The sequence below is a fragment of the Streptomyces sp. NPDC006197 genome (assembly GCF_040613865.1).
In the GTDB taxonomy this organism is placed as follows: Bacteria; Actinomycetota; Actinomycetes; order Streptomycetales; family Streptomycetaceae; genus Streptomyces.
Genome location: NZ_JBEXSZ010000028.1, coordinates 52,130 through 67,703 on the forward strand (window position 1 = coordinate 52,130; position 15,574 = coordinate 67,703).

Sequence of the window (15,574 nt, forward strand, 5' to 3'; positions counted from 1 at the left end):
GGGGGAAGGTGACGAGATGCAGCCACGCGGGCCGAACGACCCGGTGCAGGTGGGGCCGTTCCAGGTGATCGGCGTGCTCGGGCAGGGCGGAATGGGCCGGGTCCTGCTCGGCTCCGCGGCCAACGGGCAGGTCGTCGCCATCAAGCAGATCCACGCCGACCTGGCCGACGACGAGGGCTTCCGGGCCCGCTTCCGGCGCGAGGTCGACGCCTCCCGCCGGGTCTCCGGCGCCTACACGGCACCGGTCGTCGACGCCGACCCGGACGCGCCGGCCCCCTGGCTCGCCTCGCTGTTCCTGGCGGGCCCCACGCTGAGCGAGGCCGTCGCCGACGGCGTCCTGCCCGAGGACGCGGTACGGCAGCTGGCCGCGGGCCTCGCCCAGGCGCTCGCCGACATCCACCGGGTGGGCCTCGTCCACCGGGACCTCAAGCCGTCGAACGTCGTACTCACGGCGGACGGCGTCCGGGTGATCGACTTCGGCATCGCCCGGGCCGGGGACCAGCTGACGAAGCTGACGCACACGGGCGCACTCGTCGGCTCCCCCGCGTTCATGGCACCCGAGCAGATCCGGGGCGAGACCCCGGGCCCCGCCGCCGACGTCTTCGCCCTCGGCACGACCCTGGCCGTGGCCTGCACGGGCCGGACGCCGTTCGGCGGCGACTCGGTCCCCGGGCTCATGTACGCCATCGCCCACGAGGAACCCGACCTCGGTGGCGTACCGCCCGCCCTGCGGGGTCTCATCGGCGCCTGCCTCGCCAAGGACCCCGCCCTGCGCCCCCCGCCGTCCGACGTCCTCGCGCTCGTCGGGCGCGTGGAGCCCTCGCGGTGGCCCTGGCCGGAGAGCGTGAACGGGCGGATCCGCGCCCGGGCGGACGAGGTGGAGCGGATCCCGAGCCCCCTGCCGTCGTCGGCGCCCGCTCCCGCGCCTCCGTCCGCACCTCCGTCCGTACGGGCTCCGCGGCGCCGCCGACGGTGGGGCGCCGCCGCCGTCACGGCCGGGGTCCTCGCCGTCACCGGGGCGGTGTTCGCCGCGACGGGCTGGGCGGCGGACGTGTACTACACGTTCGTGGACGAGCCCGTCCCGACGCCCGGGAACGTGCCGCTGAGCCAGGTGGCCGACGCGTACACGGGCGTCATCCCCTCGTGCCGGGAGGCGGGCGGGAAGCTGAAGGTGCCGGCCGGGTTCGACCAGCGGCTCGCCAAGGACGGCGGGCAGCCCGTCCCCGACCAGACGTACGGCGGGACGTCGAACCAGTGCACCTGGAACACCCGCTCCGGCGACGAGCTCGTCGTCATCTGGGATCTCTACCGGTCGAGGACCGGCGGCCCCACCGGCGCCGAGACGGCCAAGAAACGCCACGAGGGCATGTACATCCGGGGTGCCACCCGCCGGGTCTTCACGCTCGGGTTCGTGGAGGAGGCCCTCTGGTACAAGCCGGACGGCAACCGCTGCGTGCTCTACTCCCGGGACGTGAACCTCGACCTGTTCGTCCTGGTGCGGGGCCCCCACTACCCGGTCGGCACGTGCGAGGCCCTGACCGAGTCCACCGCGCGGCAGGCCGTCGCGCTGATGACGAAGAAGGCGGCGACCCCGTGACCCGGCCGCTGGGACCCGGCGACCCGCGCGAGGCCGGCCCGTACCGGCTCCTCGCCGAACTCGGCCGCGGCGGCATGGGGCGCGTCTACCTCGGCGCCGCGCCGGACGGCCGGCTCGCCGCCGTGAAGCAGGTGCACGCGCGGCTCGCCGCCGACGAGGGCTTCCGCGCCCGGTTCCGGCGCGAGGTCGAGGCCTCGCGGAAGGTGTCAGGCGCCTGTACGGCGGCCGTGCTGGCCGCCGACGCCGACGCGGCCGTACCCTGGCTCGCCTCCGTCTTCGTCGCCGGGCCCTCCCTCGGGGCGGCCGTAGAGCGGTCCGGCACGCTGCCCGCCGAGACCGTGCGGCGGCTCGCCGTGCAGCTGGCGACGGCCCTCGACGAGATCCACCGGGCGGGGCTCGTCCACCGCGACCTGAAGCCCGAGAACGTCCTGCTGTCGGAGGACGGCGCCCGCGTCATCGACTTCGGCATCGCCCGCGCGGCCGGAACCGGGAACGACGTCACCGCCCTCACCCAGACCGGCCTGGTCGTCGGCTCGCCGGCGTTCATGTCGCCCGAGCAGGCCGAGGGGAGGGAACTCACCCCGGCGAGCGACGTGTTCTCGCTGGGCTCGGTGCTCGCGCTCGCGGCGACCGGTACGAGCCCCTTCGCGGGGCCCTCGACCCTCCAGGCGCTCTACAACGTCGTCCACACCGAGCCCGCGCTCGACGCCGTACCGGCCGAACTGCGCGGCCTGGTCGCGTGGTGCCTCGCCAAGGACCCCTCGGGCCGCCCCACCCCCGCCCAGCTCCTCGGCGCTCTCGGCCCGGCGGCCCCGGCCGCCCGGCAGTGGCCGCCGGCCGTCCACGCTCTCATCGCCGACCAGCAGCGGAGGATCGAGCACCTGCTGCGCCGGGACGACGACCCCGAGCGCACGATGGTCGTGCCGCCGACGGGCGGCGGCTCGTCCCCCACGGCCGTCGCCACCCGGCTGTCCGGCGCCCGCGCCCCTGCCCTCCGCCGGCGGCGTGGCCCGGTCGCCCTCGCCGCCGCCGTCGCCCTCTGCGTGCTCGGCGCGGGCGCCTGGTGGACGCTGCGGGACGGGGCGGCGGGGCCACCCGACCTGTACGTGACGATGCCGGTCTGCGCGGACGTGGCCGGCCGGCTGCCGCTGCCGGCGGCGGAACGCAGGACCGACCAGGACTTCTACACCGAGTACTCGGACAGTGCCGAGACCACCTGCTCCTGGTTCCCCAGGGACGAGACCTCGGCGGACGGCTGGAACTACTACGCCCACGCCGTGGTCCGCTGGAAGCTGCGCCGCAGCGCGGGCACGGACGAGAACGCCACGGAGGTCCAGCGGACGGAGTTCGCGGACGACGCGAAGGGCGGACGGCAGGCGCCGGACGCCCCCTACGCCGACGAGGCCTTCTGGAGCACCCCGTCCAACGGCCAGACCACGTGCACGCTCTACGTACGCAAGGGAAACCTGGTGGTGTACGTGTCCCTGGGCGGCGAACGACACCCGGCGGACGCATGCGAAGAGGAGGCGAAGAAGATCTCCGAGGCGGCGGTGGCGGCGATGCCGAGCGCCTGAGGGGAGAGGGGGCGGGGGCGAGTGGTGATCTCCCTGCGCGTGCCCGCGACGTGCGCGAGCCCCCGTCCCGGGCGGGAACGGGGGCTCGCGCGGTGGGGCGGGGGCGGTCAGCCCTCGCCGCTCAGGTCGATCGTCTTCGTGCGCTCCGCCAGGGTCTTGCCCCTCAGCGCGTCGCGCATCACGAAGGCCACGTCGTCGGCGGAGACCTGGTGCTTGCTGCCGTCGCCCTTGGTGATCATGACGCCGTCGAAGGCTCCGTCGAGGAGCCGCTCGATCGCCTTCTTGTCGTAGACCTCGACCAGCCGGCCGTCGACGGCCTTCATCGAGAGGATCTGCGGCAGCGACCGCGCCGGACCGAAGTCGATGTGCCTGCCGCCCGCCTGGATCCTGATCAGGCCGGACATGGCGGGCGTCGCGAACTCCTTCATCGCCCGGTCCAGCTCGGCCTTGGTGATCGTCGGACGGCGGGTGGTGACCGGCAGCTCGACCAGCTTGTTCTGGCCGGTCTCGACCTGGGCGCGGAAGGCGTCCTGGACGGAGATCATCGAGCGCTGGACGTCCAGGCCCTGGCCGGGCTTGCCCTCGACCGGGGTCACCTTGTTCGGGGCGAAGAGGATCGTGCCCTCGGTCGCCGACGCGGAGCTGCCGGCCAGGTCCGTCAGGGCGACGGCGAGCTTCTCCTTGTCGACGGGGAACACCGGCTTCGCGATCCGCTCCCCGCCGAAGAGGGAGCCGATGACCGAAACCGGGTTGTAGTCGCTGCCGGCCGCCGCGCGGACGGTCTCCTGACTGTCGAGCGCCAGGCCCGCCTTGTCCGGGGCCAGTTCGACCTTCTTGCCGCCGACGCCGAGCCGGAGCGGGGTGGCGGCCCGCTTGCCGAACACCGCGTCCAGCTTGTCGACGGCCTCCTCCTTCGTGCCCCCGCCGATGTCCACACCGAGCACCGTGGTGCCCTTGGGGACGTCGGAGTGGTTGAGGAGCAGCCCCGCGCCGTAGGCGACGCCGGCGATGCCCAGGACTCCGGCGGCGACGAGGACCAGCTTGGAGCGGCCCTTCTTCGCCGGGGCGCGGTCGGCCGCGGGTGCCTGGCGCGGCGCCGGCGCGGGGGCCGGAGACGCGTGCTCCTCGATGCGCGGGGTCAGGTTCGGGCGGGCCGCGGTCGGCGGGACCACGGGGATGCCGCTGGTGAGCGTGTCCCCGGAGATGTGGGCGCCGTTGTCGCCCGTCGCGCCCGGTCCGGGCCTGGGCGCCGGGGCGGGCTGCTGGGGCGTCAGGATCGCGGTGTCGTCGGACATGCGGGGCGCGCCGCCGCCGGCGAACGGGGAGCCCTCACCCTGGCCGCCGCCGAAGGGGCGGGGGCCGGTGGCGGCGCCGCCGAGGGAGGCGGTGCCGGTGACCGGTCCGGTGGTGGGGCCGGTGGGCGCCGCCGGGGCGCCGGGAGCGCCCTGACCGCCCGGGCGGCCCGGGCCGCGGTGGGCGGGCGTGCCGGCGGCCGGAGTGCCGCCGTACATGGGCGTGCCGGCGGCGGGCGTGCCGTCGTACATCGGGGTGCCCCCGGCGGGGGTCCCGTCGTACATGGGCGTGCCGGCGGCCGGCGTGCCGTCGTACATCGGGGTGCCCGCGGCCGGGGTCCCGTCGTACATGGGCGTGCCCCCGGCCGGGGTCCCGTCGTACATCGGGGTGCCGCCCGCCGGTGTGCCGCTCTCGTACAGCGGGTTGCCCGGCGGTGTCGGGGCGGGCGCGGTGACCGGGCGGCTCGACGGGGTGGTGCCGACCGTCGGGACCCCCGAGGTCGCCGAGCCCGCGAAGCCCGTGCCCGGGGCGTCCGGCCCGGTCGGCGCCGGGGCGGGCTTGGCCACCGGCGCGGGCGCGGGAGCGGGAGCCGGGCTGGGGGCCGCTGCCTTGCGGGGGGCGAACCAGTCGCTCGTCTCCTTCGCCTTCGGCGCCTGCGGGGCCTCCTCGGCCGCCCGCGGGGGCTCCGGGGCCGGGGCCACCGGCTCGGGCTCCGGTTCCGGCTGCGCGACGGGCTCGGGGTCCGGGGCGGACGTCTCGTTGACCGTCTTGCGGACCACGACCGGCGGGATCGGACGCGAACCCGGGATGTTGATCCGGATCCGGGTCGTCAGCGTCGTCTCGGTCTTGGGCTCCTCCGGCGGTGCGGGCGCGGCGGCGGTCTCCTCCGGCGCGTCCTGCGTGGGGTGGAGCGACGGATACTGGCGGGATCCGTACGGCGGGGTACCCGAGGGGTACGCGGCTCCCCCGCGCCCCTGGGCGCCGGAGGACGAACTGTCAGTCTCTCGACCAGTTTCACGACTCAAAGCAGGATCTCCCGGTTGGCTCCACCGCCCGCTCTTGCTGATGCTCGTGTTGACCCGGGCGGTTCGGCGGCGCGCACCACCATACTGAACGCCGCCGACTCATACCCGACCCCTGGGCGGAGGACGACGGGCAATCCGGCCGAAGTCAGGGCGTCCCCGGCCTCAAGTCGTCCTGTTCACGGGGCCGGTCGCGGCAGCCGGGGCAGAGTGGTGCACATCACAGCGAGCGCCATGCCTCCGAAGAGGAAGAGCAGCTCGCCGACGCCTCCGCCGAACACGCCGTCGCCCTCGGGGCGTCCGAGGCTGAGCAGGATGACGGCGACGAGCCAGCCGGCGGCGGCGGCGGCGATGCCGACCTGGGTGCCGGTGGCGCGGAGCCCTCCGTAGAAGAGGCCGGCGACGGCGAGGAGCGCGAGGAGCAAGCCGCCGGGGAGCCAGGCGGCTTGGACGAGGGATCCGGCGGTGCCGACGAGGGCGCCGAGGACGAGCAGGGCGCCGTACCAGGCGTACCGGACACCCGGGGAGGGCATCGGGGACGGCGCCGGGGAGGGCTTCGGGACGGTGGGGCTCATTCCGTCACCCCCGCGAAGAGGTCCGTCTCGCGCTCGCCGTCGGGGGCGCCCGACGTGCCCTGGACCAGTTCGTAGTACTCGGTGGTGAAGATCGGCTGGGCGAGGTCGTTGGAGAGGGCGAAGAAGGGACCGTCGACGGCGACTTGGGTGGCGTGTGCGGCCATCGCGGCGGTCTTGCGGGCGGTGTACGCGGGGTCGGCGGCGATCTCGGCGGTGATCCGGCCCTCGTCGACGACTCCGGGGACGTCGTCGACGGCGGCGACGGCCGGGAAGACGGAGCCCTCGGCGCGGAGCCGGGCGAATCCGGCCTCGGCGACGGGACGCGGGACGCGGTTCCAGTAGATCTTGGCGATCGTGTGGGCCGGTCCGAGGTCGGGGCGGTAGTCCGGGTCGGCGGCGAGTTCGGCGGCGCGGGTGGCGACCCGGTGGGCCTGGATGTGGTCGGGGTGGCCGTAGCCGCCGTCGGGGTCGTAGGTGACGAGGACCTGCGGGCGGGTCTCGCGGATCACCTCGACGAGGTGGGGGGCGGCGGTGTCGACGTCGGTGTTCCAGAAGGCGTTGGCACGCTTGTTCTGCTCGGCGCCCATCATCCCGGAGTCGCGGAAGCGGCCGGGGCCGCCGAGGAAGCGGTGGTCGGTGACGCCCAGCTCGTTCATCGCGGCGGCGAGTTCGCCGACGCGGTGCGGGCCGAGCCGGTCCTCCCGGTCGGGGGCCAGGTGGGCGAGGTCGGGCGGGATGACCTCGCCCTCCTCGCCGAGCGTGCAGGTGACGAGGGTGACGAGGGCGCCCTCGGCCGCGTACCTGGCCATGGTGGCGCCGTTGTTGATCGACTCGTCGTCCGGGTGCGCGTGCACGAGCAGCAGACGACGGGCGGGGAGATCGGACATGCCCCCCACCCTACGAGGTCAGGCAGGGTGCGAGGTCAGAACTTGAGGCCGCCGATCATGCCCGCCACGTTGGTCGTGAGGGTGCTGATGGACGGGGCGATGGAGGAGCTCGCCAGGTAGAAGCCCAGGAGCGCACAGACCGCCGCATGTCCAGCCTTCAGCCCGGATTTCCGGATCAGCAGGAAGACGACGATCGCCAGCAGCACCACCACGGAGATCGAGAGTGCCACGGCGGTTCACCTCCACCTTCGGTCGGATATTCGAGCGGTTCGGTCGATCAGCATGTGCCAGAGGGCATGCCAGTCCGATGCATACCCACCTAGCGCTACGGATCATAACTATCCGTGCGGCCGCATCGATCGGCGGACGGAGGCACGAGGGGGGCGCACGGCGCTAGTTTCAGCCGCATGACCTTGTCTTCGCAGCAGCCGGCCGCACCCTCGGCCGGGCTCTCCTTCCCCCGCCAGCACGCCCGGACCCAGCGGTTCACCCTGGGGGTCCCGCGTGGTTTCTCGGTCTCCCCGGACGGGGAGCGCGTGGTGTTCGTCAGGTCCGGTTCGGGGACGGACCGTTCGCACCGGCTCTGGGTGCTGGACCTGCCCCGGGACGGCGAGCCCGGGGAGCGGGTCGCCGCCGACCCGGTGGCGCTGCTCGCGGGCGCGGAGGAGGAGTTGTCGCCGCAGGAGCGGGCGCGCCGGGAGCGGAGCCGGGAGGGCTCGGCGGGGATCGTGGCGTACGCGGTGGACGGGGCCGTGGAGTTGGCGGCGTTCGCGCTGTCGGGGCGGCTGTTCACGGCGGAGCTGCGGGCGGGGACGGCGCGGGAGCTTCCGGTGCCGGGGCCGGTGATCGACCCCCGCCCCTCGCCGGACGGGCGGTTCGTGGCGTACGTGGCGGAGGGCGCCCTGCGGGTGGTGGGCGCGGACGGTGCGGGCGACCGGGCGCTGGCCGTCCCGGAGGGCGGGCACGTCTCCTACGGATTGGCCGAATTCATCGCCTCGGAGGAGATGGGGCGGGAGCGCGGCCACTGGTGGTCGCCCGCCTCGGACCGGCTGCTCGTGGCGCGGGCGGACGACCGGGCGGTGCGGCGCTGGTGGATCGCGGACCCGGCGCACCCGGAGCGGGAGCCGCAGCGGGTGGGGTATCCGGCGGCGGGGACGGCCAACGCGGAGGTGCGGCTGTTCGTGATCGGCCTCGACGGGTCCCGTACGGAGGTGGTGTGGGACCGGGAGCGGTACCCGTACCTGGCGCGGGTGCACTGGTCGGCGGCGGGGGCGCCGCTGCTGCTCGTGCAGACGCGGGACCAGCGGGAGCAGTTGTTCCTGGCGGTGGACCCGGAGTCGGGGAAGACGGCGACCGTGCGGGCGGAGGCGGATCCGGTGTGGCTGGAGCTGCACCACGGGGTGCCGGCGTGGGGGCCGGGCGGGGGCCTCGTCCGGGTCACCGACGAGGGCGGGGCGCGGGTCCTGGCCGTCGGGGAGGAGGCGTGGACGGACGCGGGGCTGCACGTCCGGGCGGTGCTCGACGTGGGGGCGGACGACGTCCTCGTGTCGGCCTCGGCGGGTGAGGCGGCGGCGGATCCGGAGACCGGCGAGATCCATGTGTACCGGGTGACCGGCGCGCGCGTGGAGCGGCTTTCCGAGGGCGCCGGTGTGCACGGCGCGGTGCGCTCGGGGGCGGTGACCGTCCTGGTGTCGGCGCGGCCGGAGGAGCCGGGGAGCGTGGCGCGGGTGCTGCGGGACGGCGGGCCGGTCGCGGTGGTGGCCTCGTACGCCCAGCGGCCGGTGCTCTCCGCCCGGGTGCGGCTGACGGAGGCGGGGCCGCGGCGGATCCCGTGCGCGGTGCTGCTGCCCTCGGGGTACGGGGAGGAGGACGGGCCGCTGCCGGTCCTGATGGACCCGTACGGCGGTCCGCACGGGCAGCGGGTGCTCGCGGCGCACAATCCGCACCTGACCTCGCAGTGGTTCGCCGACCAGGGCTTCGCGGTGGTCGTGGCGGACGGGCGGGGCGTGCCGGGCCGCTCCCCGGCCTGGGAGAAGTCGATCGCGCGGGACTTCGGGGTGACGCTCGACGACCAGGTGGAGGCGCTGCGGGCGCTGGCCGGGAGCCTCCCGCTCGATCTGGACCGGGTGGCGATCCGCGGCTGGTCGTACGGCGGCTATCTGGCGGCCCGGGCGGTGCTCCAGCGGCCCGACGTCTTCCACGCGGCCGTGGTCGGGGCGCCGGTGACGGACTGGCGGCTGTACGACACGCACTACACGGAGCGGTACCTCGGCACCCCGCAGGACGATCCGGAGGTGTACGCGGCGCAGTCGCTGCTGACCGACGACGGTCTGACGGCGCCGGAGGAGCCGGCCCGGCCGATGATGGTCGTGCACGGTCTCGCCGACGACAACGTGGTGGTGGGGCACGCGCTGCGGCTGTCGTCGGCGCTGCTCGCGGCGGGCCGGCCGCACGAGGTGCTGCCGCTGTCCGGGGTGACGCACATGACGCCGCAGGAGCAGGTGGCGGAGAACCTGCTCCTGCTCCAGGTGGACTTCCTGAAGCGGTCGCTGGGCATCGCGCGCTGAGTCACCAGCCGGGCGGTGTCGGGTGGGGCGGTGCCGAGGGCGCCGTTCCCGGCCGCCCAGAGCCCGGGGAGTCGCAGAGCGCGGCGCCGGGTGAACGGCGGCCGGCGGCCGGCCGGGGCGGCTTGGTGCGCCCCGGCCGGCTCACGGCACCCGCACGGGCCGTACGTCGACGACCCTGCCCTGCCGGTATATCGGATCCGCTTCCGTGGAGTTGCCCGCCGGTTAAGGCGTTTCGGGTGTCTCCGGCGGGACGACCTGCTTCTCCTCGGCGAAGTGGCAGGCGGAGGGGTGCTTGGCGGGGCTGTCGGTGAGGCGGAAGAAGGCCGGGACGGCGAGGAGCGGGACCTCCAGGGCGCAGCGTTCCTGGGCCTTCCAGCAGCGGGTGCGGAAGCGGCAGCCGGAGGGGATGTTGGCCGGGGAGGGGACGTCGCCGGTGAGGATGATCCGCTCCCGGTGGGCGCGCGCCTCGGGGTCGGGGACGGGGACGGCGGAGAGCAGCGCCTGGGTGTAGGGGTGGGTGGGGTGGTCGTAGATCTGGGTGTCGGTGCCGATCTCGACGATCCGGCCGAGGTACATGACGCCGACGCGGTCGGAGATGTGCCGGACGATCGACAGGTCGTGGGCGATGAAGACGTACGACAGGGAGAACTCGGTCTGCAGGTTGTCGAGGAGGTTGACGACCTGCGCCTGGACGGAGACGTCGAGCGCGGAGACCGGCTCGTCGGCGACGATGATCTCGGGCTGGAGGGCGAGGCCGCGGGCGATGCCGATGCGCTGGCGCTGGCCGCCGGAGAACTGGTGCGGGTAGCGGTTGATGTACTCGGGGTTGAGGCCGACGACGTCCAGGAGGTCCTGGACCTTGCGGCGCCGGTCGCCCTTGGGGGCGACCTCGGGGTGGATCTCGTACGGCTCGCCGATGATGTCGCCGACGGTCATGCGCGGGTTGAGCGAGGTGTACGGGTCCTGGAAGACCATCTGGATGTTGCGGCGGACGGCCTTCAGGGCGCGCGGGGAGAGTCTGGTGAGGTCCTCGCCCTTGTAGCGGATGGTCCCGGAGGTCGGCTTCTCCAGGTTGACCAGCATCTTGGCGACGGTGGACTTGCCGCAGCCGGATTCGCCGACGATGCCGAGGGTCTCGCCGGCGGCGAGGTCGAAGTCGACGCCGTCGACGGCCTTGACGGCGCCGACCTGCTTCTTGAAGAGGATGCCCTGGGTCAGCGGGTAGTGCTTGTGGAGGTCCCGGACTTCGAGAATCGCCTCAGCCATGGAGGCACTCCTTCCAGAAGTGGCAGGCGCTGGCGCGCGGCACCGGGGACTCGGTCACCTCGTACAGCGGGGGCACGTCGGTGCGGCAGCGGTCCCTCGCGAGGGGGCAGCGCGGGTTGAAGGAGCAGCCGGGCGGGATGGCGAGGAGGTTGGGCGGCAGGCCCTTGATGGCGTAGAGCTCCTGGCCCTTCTGGTCGAGGCGCGGGATGGAGTCGAGCAGGCCCCGGGTGTAGGGGTGGGCGGGGGCCTTGTAGATCTCGTGGACGGGCGCCTGTTCGACGATCTTCCCCGCGTACATGACGGCGATCTTGTCGGCGACGTCGGCGACGACGCCGAGGTCGTGGGTGATGAGGATGAGGCCCATGTTGAGCTCGCGCTGGAGCTCTGCGAGGAGGTCCATGACCTGGGCCTGGACGGTGACGTCGAGGGCGGTGGTGGGCTCGTCGGCGATGATCAGTTCGGGTTCGAGGGCGAGCGCCATCGCGATCATGATGCGCTGGCGCATGCCGCCGGAGAACTGGTGGGGGTACTGGCCGACGCGTTCCTTGGCGGCGGGGATGCGGACCCGGTCCATCAGCTCGACGGCCTTGGCCTTGGAGTCCTTGCGCGACATCCCCTGGTGGACCTGGAACATCTCGCCGAGCTGGTCGCCGACGCTGAGGACGGGGTTGAGGGAGGACAGCGCGTCCTGGAAGATCATCGCCATCTTGGCGCCGCGGACCTTGCGCCGCTCCTCCTCCTTGAGCTTGAGGAGGTCCTGGCCCTGGAAGAGGATCTCGCCGCCGCTGATCCTGCCCGGCGGGATGTCGAGGATGCCCATGACGGCCTGGGCGGTGACGGACTTGCCGGAGCCGGACTCGCCGAGGACGGCGAGGGTCTCCCCCGCGTCGACCGAGTAGTTGACGCCGTTGACCGCCTTGGCCACCCCGTCCCGGGTGTGGAACTCCACGTGCAGGTCGCGCACTTCGAGCAGCATGGGTCCCTACCTCAGCTTCGGGTCGAGGGCGTCGCGCACCGCGTCGCCGAGCATGATGAACGCGAGCACGGTGATGGCGAGCGCGCCGGCCGGCCAGAGCAGCATGTGCGGGGCGTTGCGGACGTAGTTCGAGGCGGAGGAGATGTCGATGCCCCAGGAGACGGTGGGGGGCTTGAGGCCGACGCCGAGGAAGGAGAGCGTCGCCTCCAGGGCGATGTAGGTGCCCAGCGCGATGGTGGCGACGACGATGACCGGTGCGACGGCGTTGGGCGTGATGTGCCGGAGCAGCATCCGGGAGTTGGAGGCGCCGAGCGCGCGGGCGGCCTGCACGTAGTCGTTGTGCTTCGCGGTGAGCACCGAGCCGCGGGCGATGCGGGAGATCTGCGGCCAGCCGAGCAGCACCATGAAGCCGATGACGGGCCAGACGGTGTTGTTGCTGACGACGGAGAGCAGGACGAGGCCGCCGAGGATGACGGGGATGGCGAAGAAGACGTCGGTGATCCGGGAGAGGAAGCCGTCCCAGGCTCCGCCGAAGAAGCCGGCCAGGCCGCCGAGGACGGAGCCGAGGAGCGTCACGCCGAGGGTGGCGAGGACGCCGACCTGGATGGAGGCCCTGGCGCCGTAGACCGTACGGGTGTAGACGTCGCAGCCCTGCCCGTTGAAGCCGAAGGGGTGGCCCGGCTGGGAGCCCTCCTGCGCCTTGGCGAGGTCGCAGTCGAGGGGGTCGCCGGAGGCGATCAGGGAGGGCCAGATGGCGATGATCACCAGGAAGAGGATGATCAGCCCGGAGACGATGAAGACGGGGTTGCGGCGCAGGTCGTGCCAGGCGTCGGACCAGAGGGAGCGGGGCTTCTTGTCGGGTCCGGTGCCCTCGGGGCCGCCGGGGGTCTTCTCCAGGGTCTCGGCCTCGGCCATGGCGAGGTCGGTCGCGCCGCCGCCACCGGTGGCGGCGATGGCGGCGCCTTCGTCGTGGAACGGCTCGATCGGCTCAGGCATAGCGAATCCTCGGGTCAAGGACGGCGTACAGGAGGTCCACCAGGAGGTTGGCCAGGAGGAAGATCAGGACAAGGATCGTCACGAAGCCGACCACGGTCTGGGTGTTCTGCCGGACGATGCCCTGGTAGAGCTGGTAGCCGACGCCGTGGATGTTGAAGATCCGCTCGGTGACGATGGCCCCGCCCATGAGCGCGCCGATGTCGGCGCCGATGAAGGTCACCACCGGGATGAGGCTGTTGCGCAGCAGGTGGCGGCTGATCACCCGGCGGCGCGGGAGGCCCTTGGCGACGGCGGTGCGGACGTAGTCGGCGCGCTTGTTCTCGGCGATCGAGGTGCGGGTGAGCCGGGTGACGTACGCGAGGGAGACGGAGGCGAGGACCAGACCGGGGACGATCAGCTCGTCGAAGCTCGCCGCGGTCGAGACTGCCGGGTCGATCCAGTGCCACTTCACGCCGAGCAGCAGCTGGGCGAGGAGGGCGGTGACGAAGGTGGGGACGGAGAGGACGACCAGGGTCAGCAGCAGGACGGTGGTGTCGACGGGACGGCCGCGCCTGAGGCCGGTGAGCACGCCGAGGCTGATGCCGATGACGATCTCGAAGACGATCGCGACGATGGTGAGCCGGATGGTGACCGGGAAGGCGTTGGACATCAGCTCGGTGACGGCCTGGCCGTTGAAGGCGGTGCCGAAGTCGCCGGTGAAGACGTTGCCCATGTAGGTCAGGTATTGCTGCCAGACCGGCTTGTCGAGGCCGAACTCCTTCTTCAGCTGGGCGGCGGTCGCCGGGTCGCACTGGCGGTCGCCGCACAGTCCGGCGACGGGGTCGCCCATCACGTTCACCATCAGGAAGATGAGCAGCGTGGCGCCGAAGAAGACCGGGATCATCTGCAGCAGCCGCCGGATCACGTATCGCCCCACGGAAGCCTCCAGGAAGGGTGGGTTGCGGGACGGCGTACGGCCCGGTGCGGGGGTCCGCGGCCCGGGCCGTACACCGCCGAACTGCTACGGCGTCACTTGACCTTGATCCGGTCGTAGACCGGGACGCTGAAGGGGTTCAGGGACACGTTCGACACCCGGTCCGAGTAGCCGGCGCTGCCGTTCTGGTACCAGAGCGGGATGGCCCCCATGTCGTCGCGGAGGACCTCCTCGGCCTTCTGGAAGAGGTCGACGGCCTTCTTGGTGTCGGTCTCGGCGTTGGCCTGGTTGACGAGCTTGTCGAACTCGGGGTTGGAGTACTTGCCGTCGTTGGACGAGGCGTTCGTGTAGTACAGCGGCTGGAGGAAGTTCTGGATGAGCGGGTAGTCCATCTGCCAGCCGGCCCGGAAGGGCCCGTCGAGCTTGGACGAGGTGACCTGGTTGCGGAAGTCGGCGAAGGTGCCGACGGGGGCGCCGACGCAGGCGTTGTTGTCGCCGAGCGCGCGGTTGATGGAGTTGCAGACGGCGTCCACCCACTCCTTGTGGGAGCCGGTGTCGGCGTTGTACGAGATCTTCAGCGTGCCGCCGGGGATGCCGCCGCCCTCGGCGACCAGCTTCTTGGCCTCGCCGGGGTTGTACTCGCAGGCCTCGCCGCAGAGCTCCTTGTAGCCGCCGTCGGCGCCGAGGACCGGGGAGGTCCAGTCCTTGGCGGGGGTGCGGGTCTTCTGGAAGATCGTCTCGGTGATCTGCTTGCGGTCGATGGCCATCGAGAGGCCCTTGCGGAGCTTCTCCTGGCCGGGCTTGTCGAACTCCGGCTTGTAGAAGGGCCAGGCGAGGGTCTGGATGATGCCGGCGGGGGTGTTGATGTACCGGTCGCCGAGGTCCGCGGAGACGTTCTTGAGCTGCGCGGCGGGGACGTCGTCGACGAGGTCGAGGTTGCCGGCCGTCAGGTCCGTGTAGGCGGTGTTGTTGTCGGTGTAGACCTTGAGGGTGATGCCGCCGTTCTGCGCCTTGTCGGGGCCCGGGTAGCCGTCCCACTTCTTGAGGGCCATCTGGGAACCCTTGGAGTAGGAGTCGACGGTGTACGGGCCGTTGCCGACGGGCTTCGAGAGCCAGCCGGCGTGGTCGTCGTAGAAGGCCTTGGGCAGCGGGGAGAAGGCCGCGTAGCCGAGGGTGTCGGGGAAGGTCGAGAACTTCTGGGTGAGCTTGACCGTGAAGGTGCGCTCGCCGGTGACCTTGAGGCCGGTCAGGGTCTCGGCGGTGGGCTGGCCCTTGTCGGGGTGGACCTTGTCGTAGCCCTCGATGTAGCCGAAGAAGTACGCGTTCTTCTGGTTGTTCTTGAGGTGGGCGGCGTAGTTCCAGGCGTCCACGAAGGACTTCGCGGTGACCTTCTCGCCGTTGGAGAAGGTCCAGCCGTCCTTGACCGTGATGGTGAAGTTCGTCGAGTCGGTGGTCTCGATCTTCTCGGCGAGCATGTCCTTGGCCTCGCCGGTCTTCGGGTCGTACTGCTTGAGCCCGCGGAAGATCATGGACAGGACCTTGCCGCCCTGGACCTCGTTGGTGTTGGCGGGCTCCAGCGGGTTCTGCGGGTCGCCCCACGAGGAACTCACGATGCCGTCGGCCCCTCCGCCACCGCCGCCGCTGTCGCCGCCACCACAGGCCGTCGCCGCGAGGGCGACGGCGGTGGCCAGTGCGGCCCACTTGGCGTGCGTGGCTCCGCGCATGGAGTGCCTCCCGAATGTCCTAAGTCTGACTTACGAAGCCACGGACGGCGTGGTCTGGGCCGACACCGTCAAGGAGGTCGGCCCGGACGGCGAACTCCTGTGGCTTCGGAGCCGGGCACTCCGCCCCGTACCGCCGCGGCGTCGGCCCCGGTGAGGGGTTCGAGGGCGGTGTAGAGGATGCGGC

General features: G+C 72.6%; 12 protein-coding genes. 3 read left to right on the forward strand and 9 right to left on the reverse strand.

Going from position 1 to position 15,574, the window contains the following annotated elements; genetic code table 11:
- Nucleotides 1–16: 16 nt before the first annotated feature.
- Both ABZ318_RS12045 and ABZ318_RS12050 read left to right on the forward strand, forming a co-directional pair.
- Nucleotides 17–1,597, forward strand: a complete 1,581-nt coding sequence (locus ABZ318_RS12045) for a serine/threonine-protein kinase (protein WP_356902353.1) — start codon at nucleotides 17–19, stop codon at nucleotides 1,595–1,597.
- Complete coding sequence (locus ABZ318_RS12050; RefSeq protein WP_356902354.1) at nucleotides 1,594–3,171, forward strand: serine/threonine-protein kinase; 1,578 nt, start codon at nucleotides 1,594–1,596, stop codon at nucleotides 3,169–3,171. Before ABZ318_RS12045 ends, ABZ318_RS12050 begins: the two co-directional genes overlap by 4 nt.
- Nucleotides 3,172–3,278: 107 nt before the next feature.
- Here the strand turns inward: ABZ318_RS12050 and ABZ318_RS12055 are convergent, their stop codons facing one another.
- The 4 genes from ABZ318_RS12055 to ABZ318_RS12070 all read right to left on the reverse strand — a co-directional run bounded on the left by ABZ318_RS12055 (nucleotide 3,279) and on the right by ABZ318_RS12070 (nucleotide 7,178).
- Entirely contained in the window at nucleotides 3,279–5,489 is a 2,211-nt protein-coding gene (locus tag ABZ318_RS12055; RefSeq protein WP_356902355.1) for a hypothetical protein, read from the reverse strand.
- Between the two features lie 176 nt (nucleotides 5,490–5,665).
- On the reverse strand, nucleotides 5,666–6,019 hold the full coding sequence (locus tag ABZ318_RS12060) for a DUF6113 family protein (RefSeq protein ID WP_356902365.1): 354 nt from the start codon (nucleotides 6,017–6,019) through the stop codon (nucleotides 5,666–5,668).
- A 38-nt stretch (nucleotides 6,020–6,057) separates the two neighbouring features.
- On the reverse strand, nucleotides 6,058–6,948 hold the full coding sequence (gene mshB / locus ABZ318_RS12065; RefSeq protein ID WP_356902356.1) for an N-acetyl-1-D-myo-inositol-2-amino-2-deoxy-alpha-D-glucopyranoside deacetylase: 891 nt from the start codon (nucleotides 6,946–6,948) through the stop codon (nucleotides 6,058–6,060).
- Nucleotides 6,949–6,983: 35 nt separating this feature from the next.
- Nucleotides 6,984–7,178: a hypothetical protein gene (locus ABZ318_RS12070; RefSeq protein ID WP_015035959.1), complete on the reverse strand. Its 195-nt coding sequence runs from the start codon at nucleotides 7,176–7,178 to the stop codon at nucleotides 6,984–6,986.
- Between the two features lie 177 nt (nucleotides 7,179–7,355).
- On the opposite strand from ABZ318_RS12070, the gene ABZ318_RS12075 reads away from it, so the two are divergent.
- Nucleotides 7,356–9,515, forward strand: a complete 2,160-nt coding sequence (locus ABZ318_RS12075; protein WP_356902357.1) for an alpha/beta fold hydrolase — start codon at nucleotides 7,356–7,358, stop codon at nucleotides 9,513–9,515.
- Nucleotides 9,516–9,737: 222 nt separating this feature from the next.
- On the opposite strand, the gene ABZ318_RS12080 is transcribed toward ABZ318_RS12075, so the two are convergent.
- From ABZ318_RS12080 to ABZ318_RS12100, 5 genes are all read right to left on the reverse strand, one after another.
- The gene (locus ABZ318_RS12080) at nucleotides 9,738–10,781 is read right to left on the reverse strand and encodes a dipeptide ABC transporter ATP-binding protein (protein WP_356902358.1); all 1,044 of its coding nucleotides are present in this window, start codon (nucleotides 10,779–10,781) and stop codon (nucleotides 9,738–9,740) included.
- Entirely contained in the window at nucleotides 10,774–11,757 is a 984-nt protein-coding gene (locus ABZ318_RS12085; protein WP_356902359.1) for an ABC transporter ATP-binding protein, read from the reverse strand. The genes ABZ318_RS12080 and ABZ318_RS12085 overlap by 8 nt, the downstream gene beginning before the upstream one ends.
- Before the next feature lie 6 nt (nucleotides 11,758–11,763).
- Nucleotides 11,764–12,753: an ABC transporter permease gene (locus ABZ318_RS12090; protein WP_356902360.1), complete on the reverse strand. Its 990-nt coding sequence runs from the start codon at nucleotides 12,751–12,753 to the stop codon at nucleotides 11,764–11,766.
- Nucleotides 12,746–13,669: an ABC transporter permease gene (locus tag ABZ318_RS12095; RefSeq protein WP_356902361.1), complete on the reverse strand. Its 924-nt coding sequence runs from the start codon at nucleotides 13,667–13,669 to the stop codon at nucleotides 12,746–12,748. The genes ABZ318_RS12090 and ABZ318_RS12095 overlap by 8 nt, the downstream gene beginning before the upstream one ends.
- 92 nt (nucleotides 13,670–13,761) lie before the next feature.
- A complete protein-coding gene (locus ABZ318_RS12100; protein ID WP_356902362.1) occupies nucleotides 13,762–15,390 on the reverse strand; it encodes an ABC transporter substrate-binding protein in 1,629 nt (542 codons plus the stop codon).
- Between the last annotated feature and the right edge of the window lie 184 nt (nucleotides 15,391–15,574).

Coding starts and splice junctions, on each gene's coding strand:
- ABZ318_RS12045 (WP_356902353.1), top strand. CDS start 17: ATGCAGCCACGCGGGCCGAACGACCCGGTGCAGGTGGGGCCGTTCCAG.
- ABZ318_RS12060 (WP_356902365.1), bottom strand. CDS start 6,019: ATGCCCTCCCCGGGTGTCCGGTACGCCTGGTACGGCGCCCTGCTCGTC.
- mshB (WP_356902356.1), bottom strand. CDS start 6,948: ATGTCCGATCTCCCCGCCCGTCGTCTGCTGCTCGTGCACGCGCACCCG.
- ABZ318_RS12075 (WP_356902357.1), top strand. CDS start 7,356: ATGACCTTGTCTTCGCAGCAGCCGGCCGCACCCTCGGCCGGGCTCTCC.
- ABZ318_RS12080 (WP_356902358.1), bottom strand. CDS start 10,781: ATGGCTGAGGCGATTCTCGAAGTCCGGGACCTCCACAAGCACTACCCG.
- ABZ318_RS12085 (WP_356902359.1), bottom strand. CDS start 11,757: ATGCTGCTCGAAGTGCGCGACCTGCACGTGGAGTTCCACACCCGGGAC.
- ABZ318_RS12090 (WP_356902360.1), bottom strand. CDS start 12,753: ATGCCTGAGCCGATCGAGCCGTTCCACGACGAAGGCGCCGCCATCGCC.
- ABZ318_RS12100 (WP_356902362.1), bottom strand. CDS start 15,390: ATGCGCGGAGCCACGCACGCCAAGTGGGCCGCACTGGCCACCGCCGTC.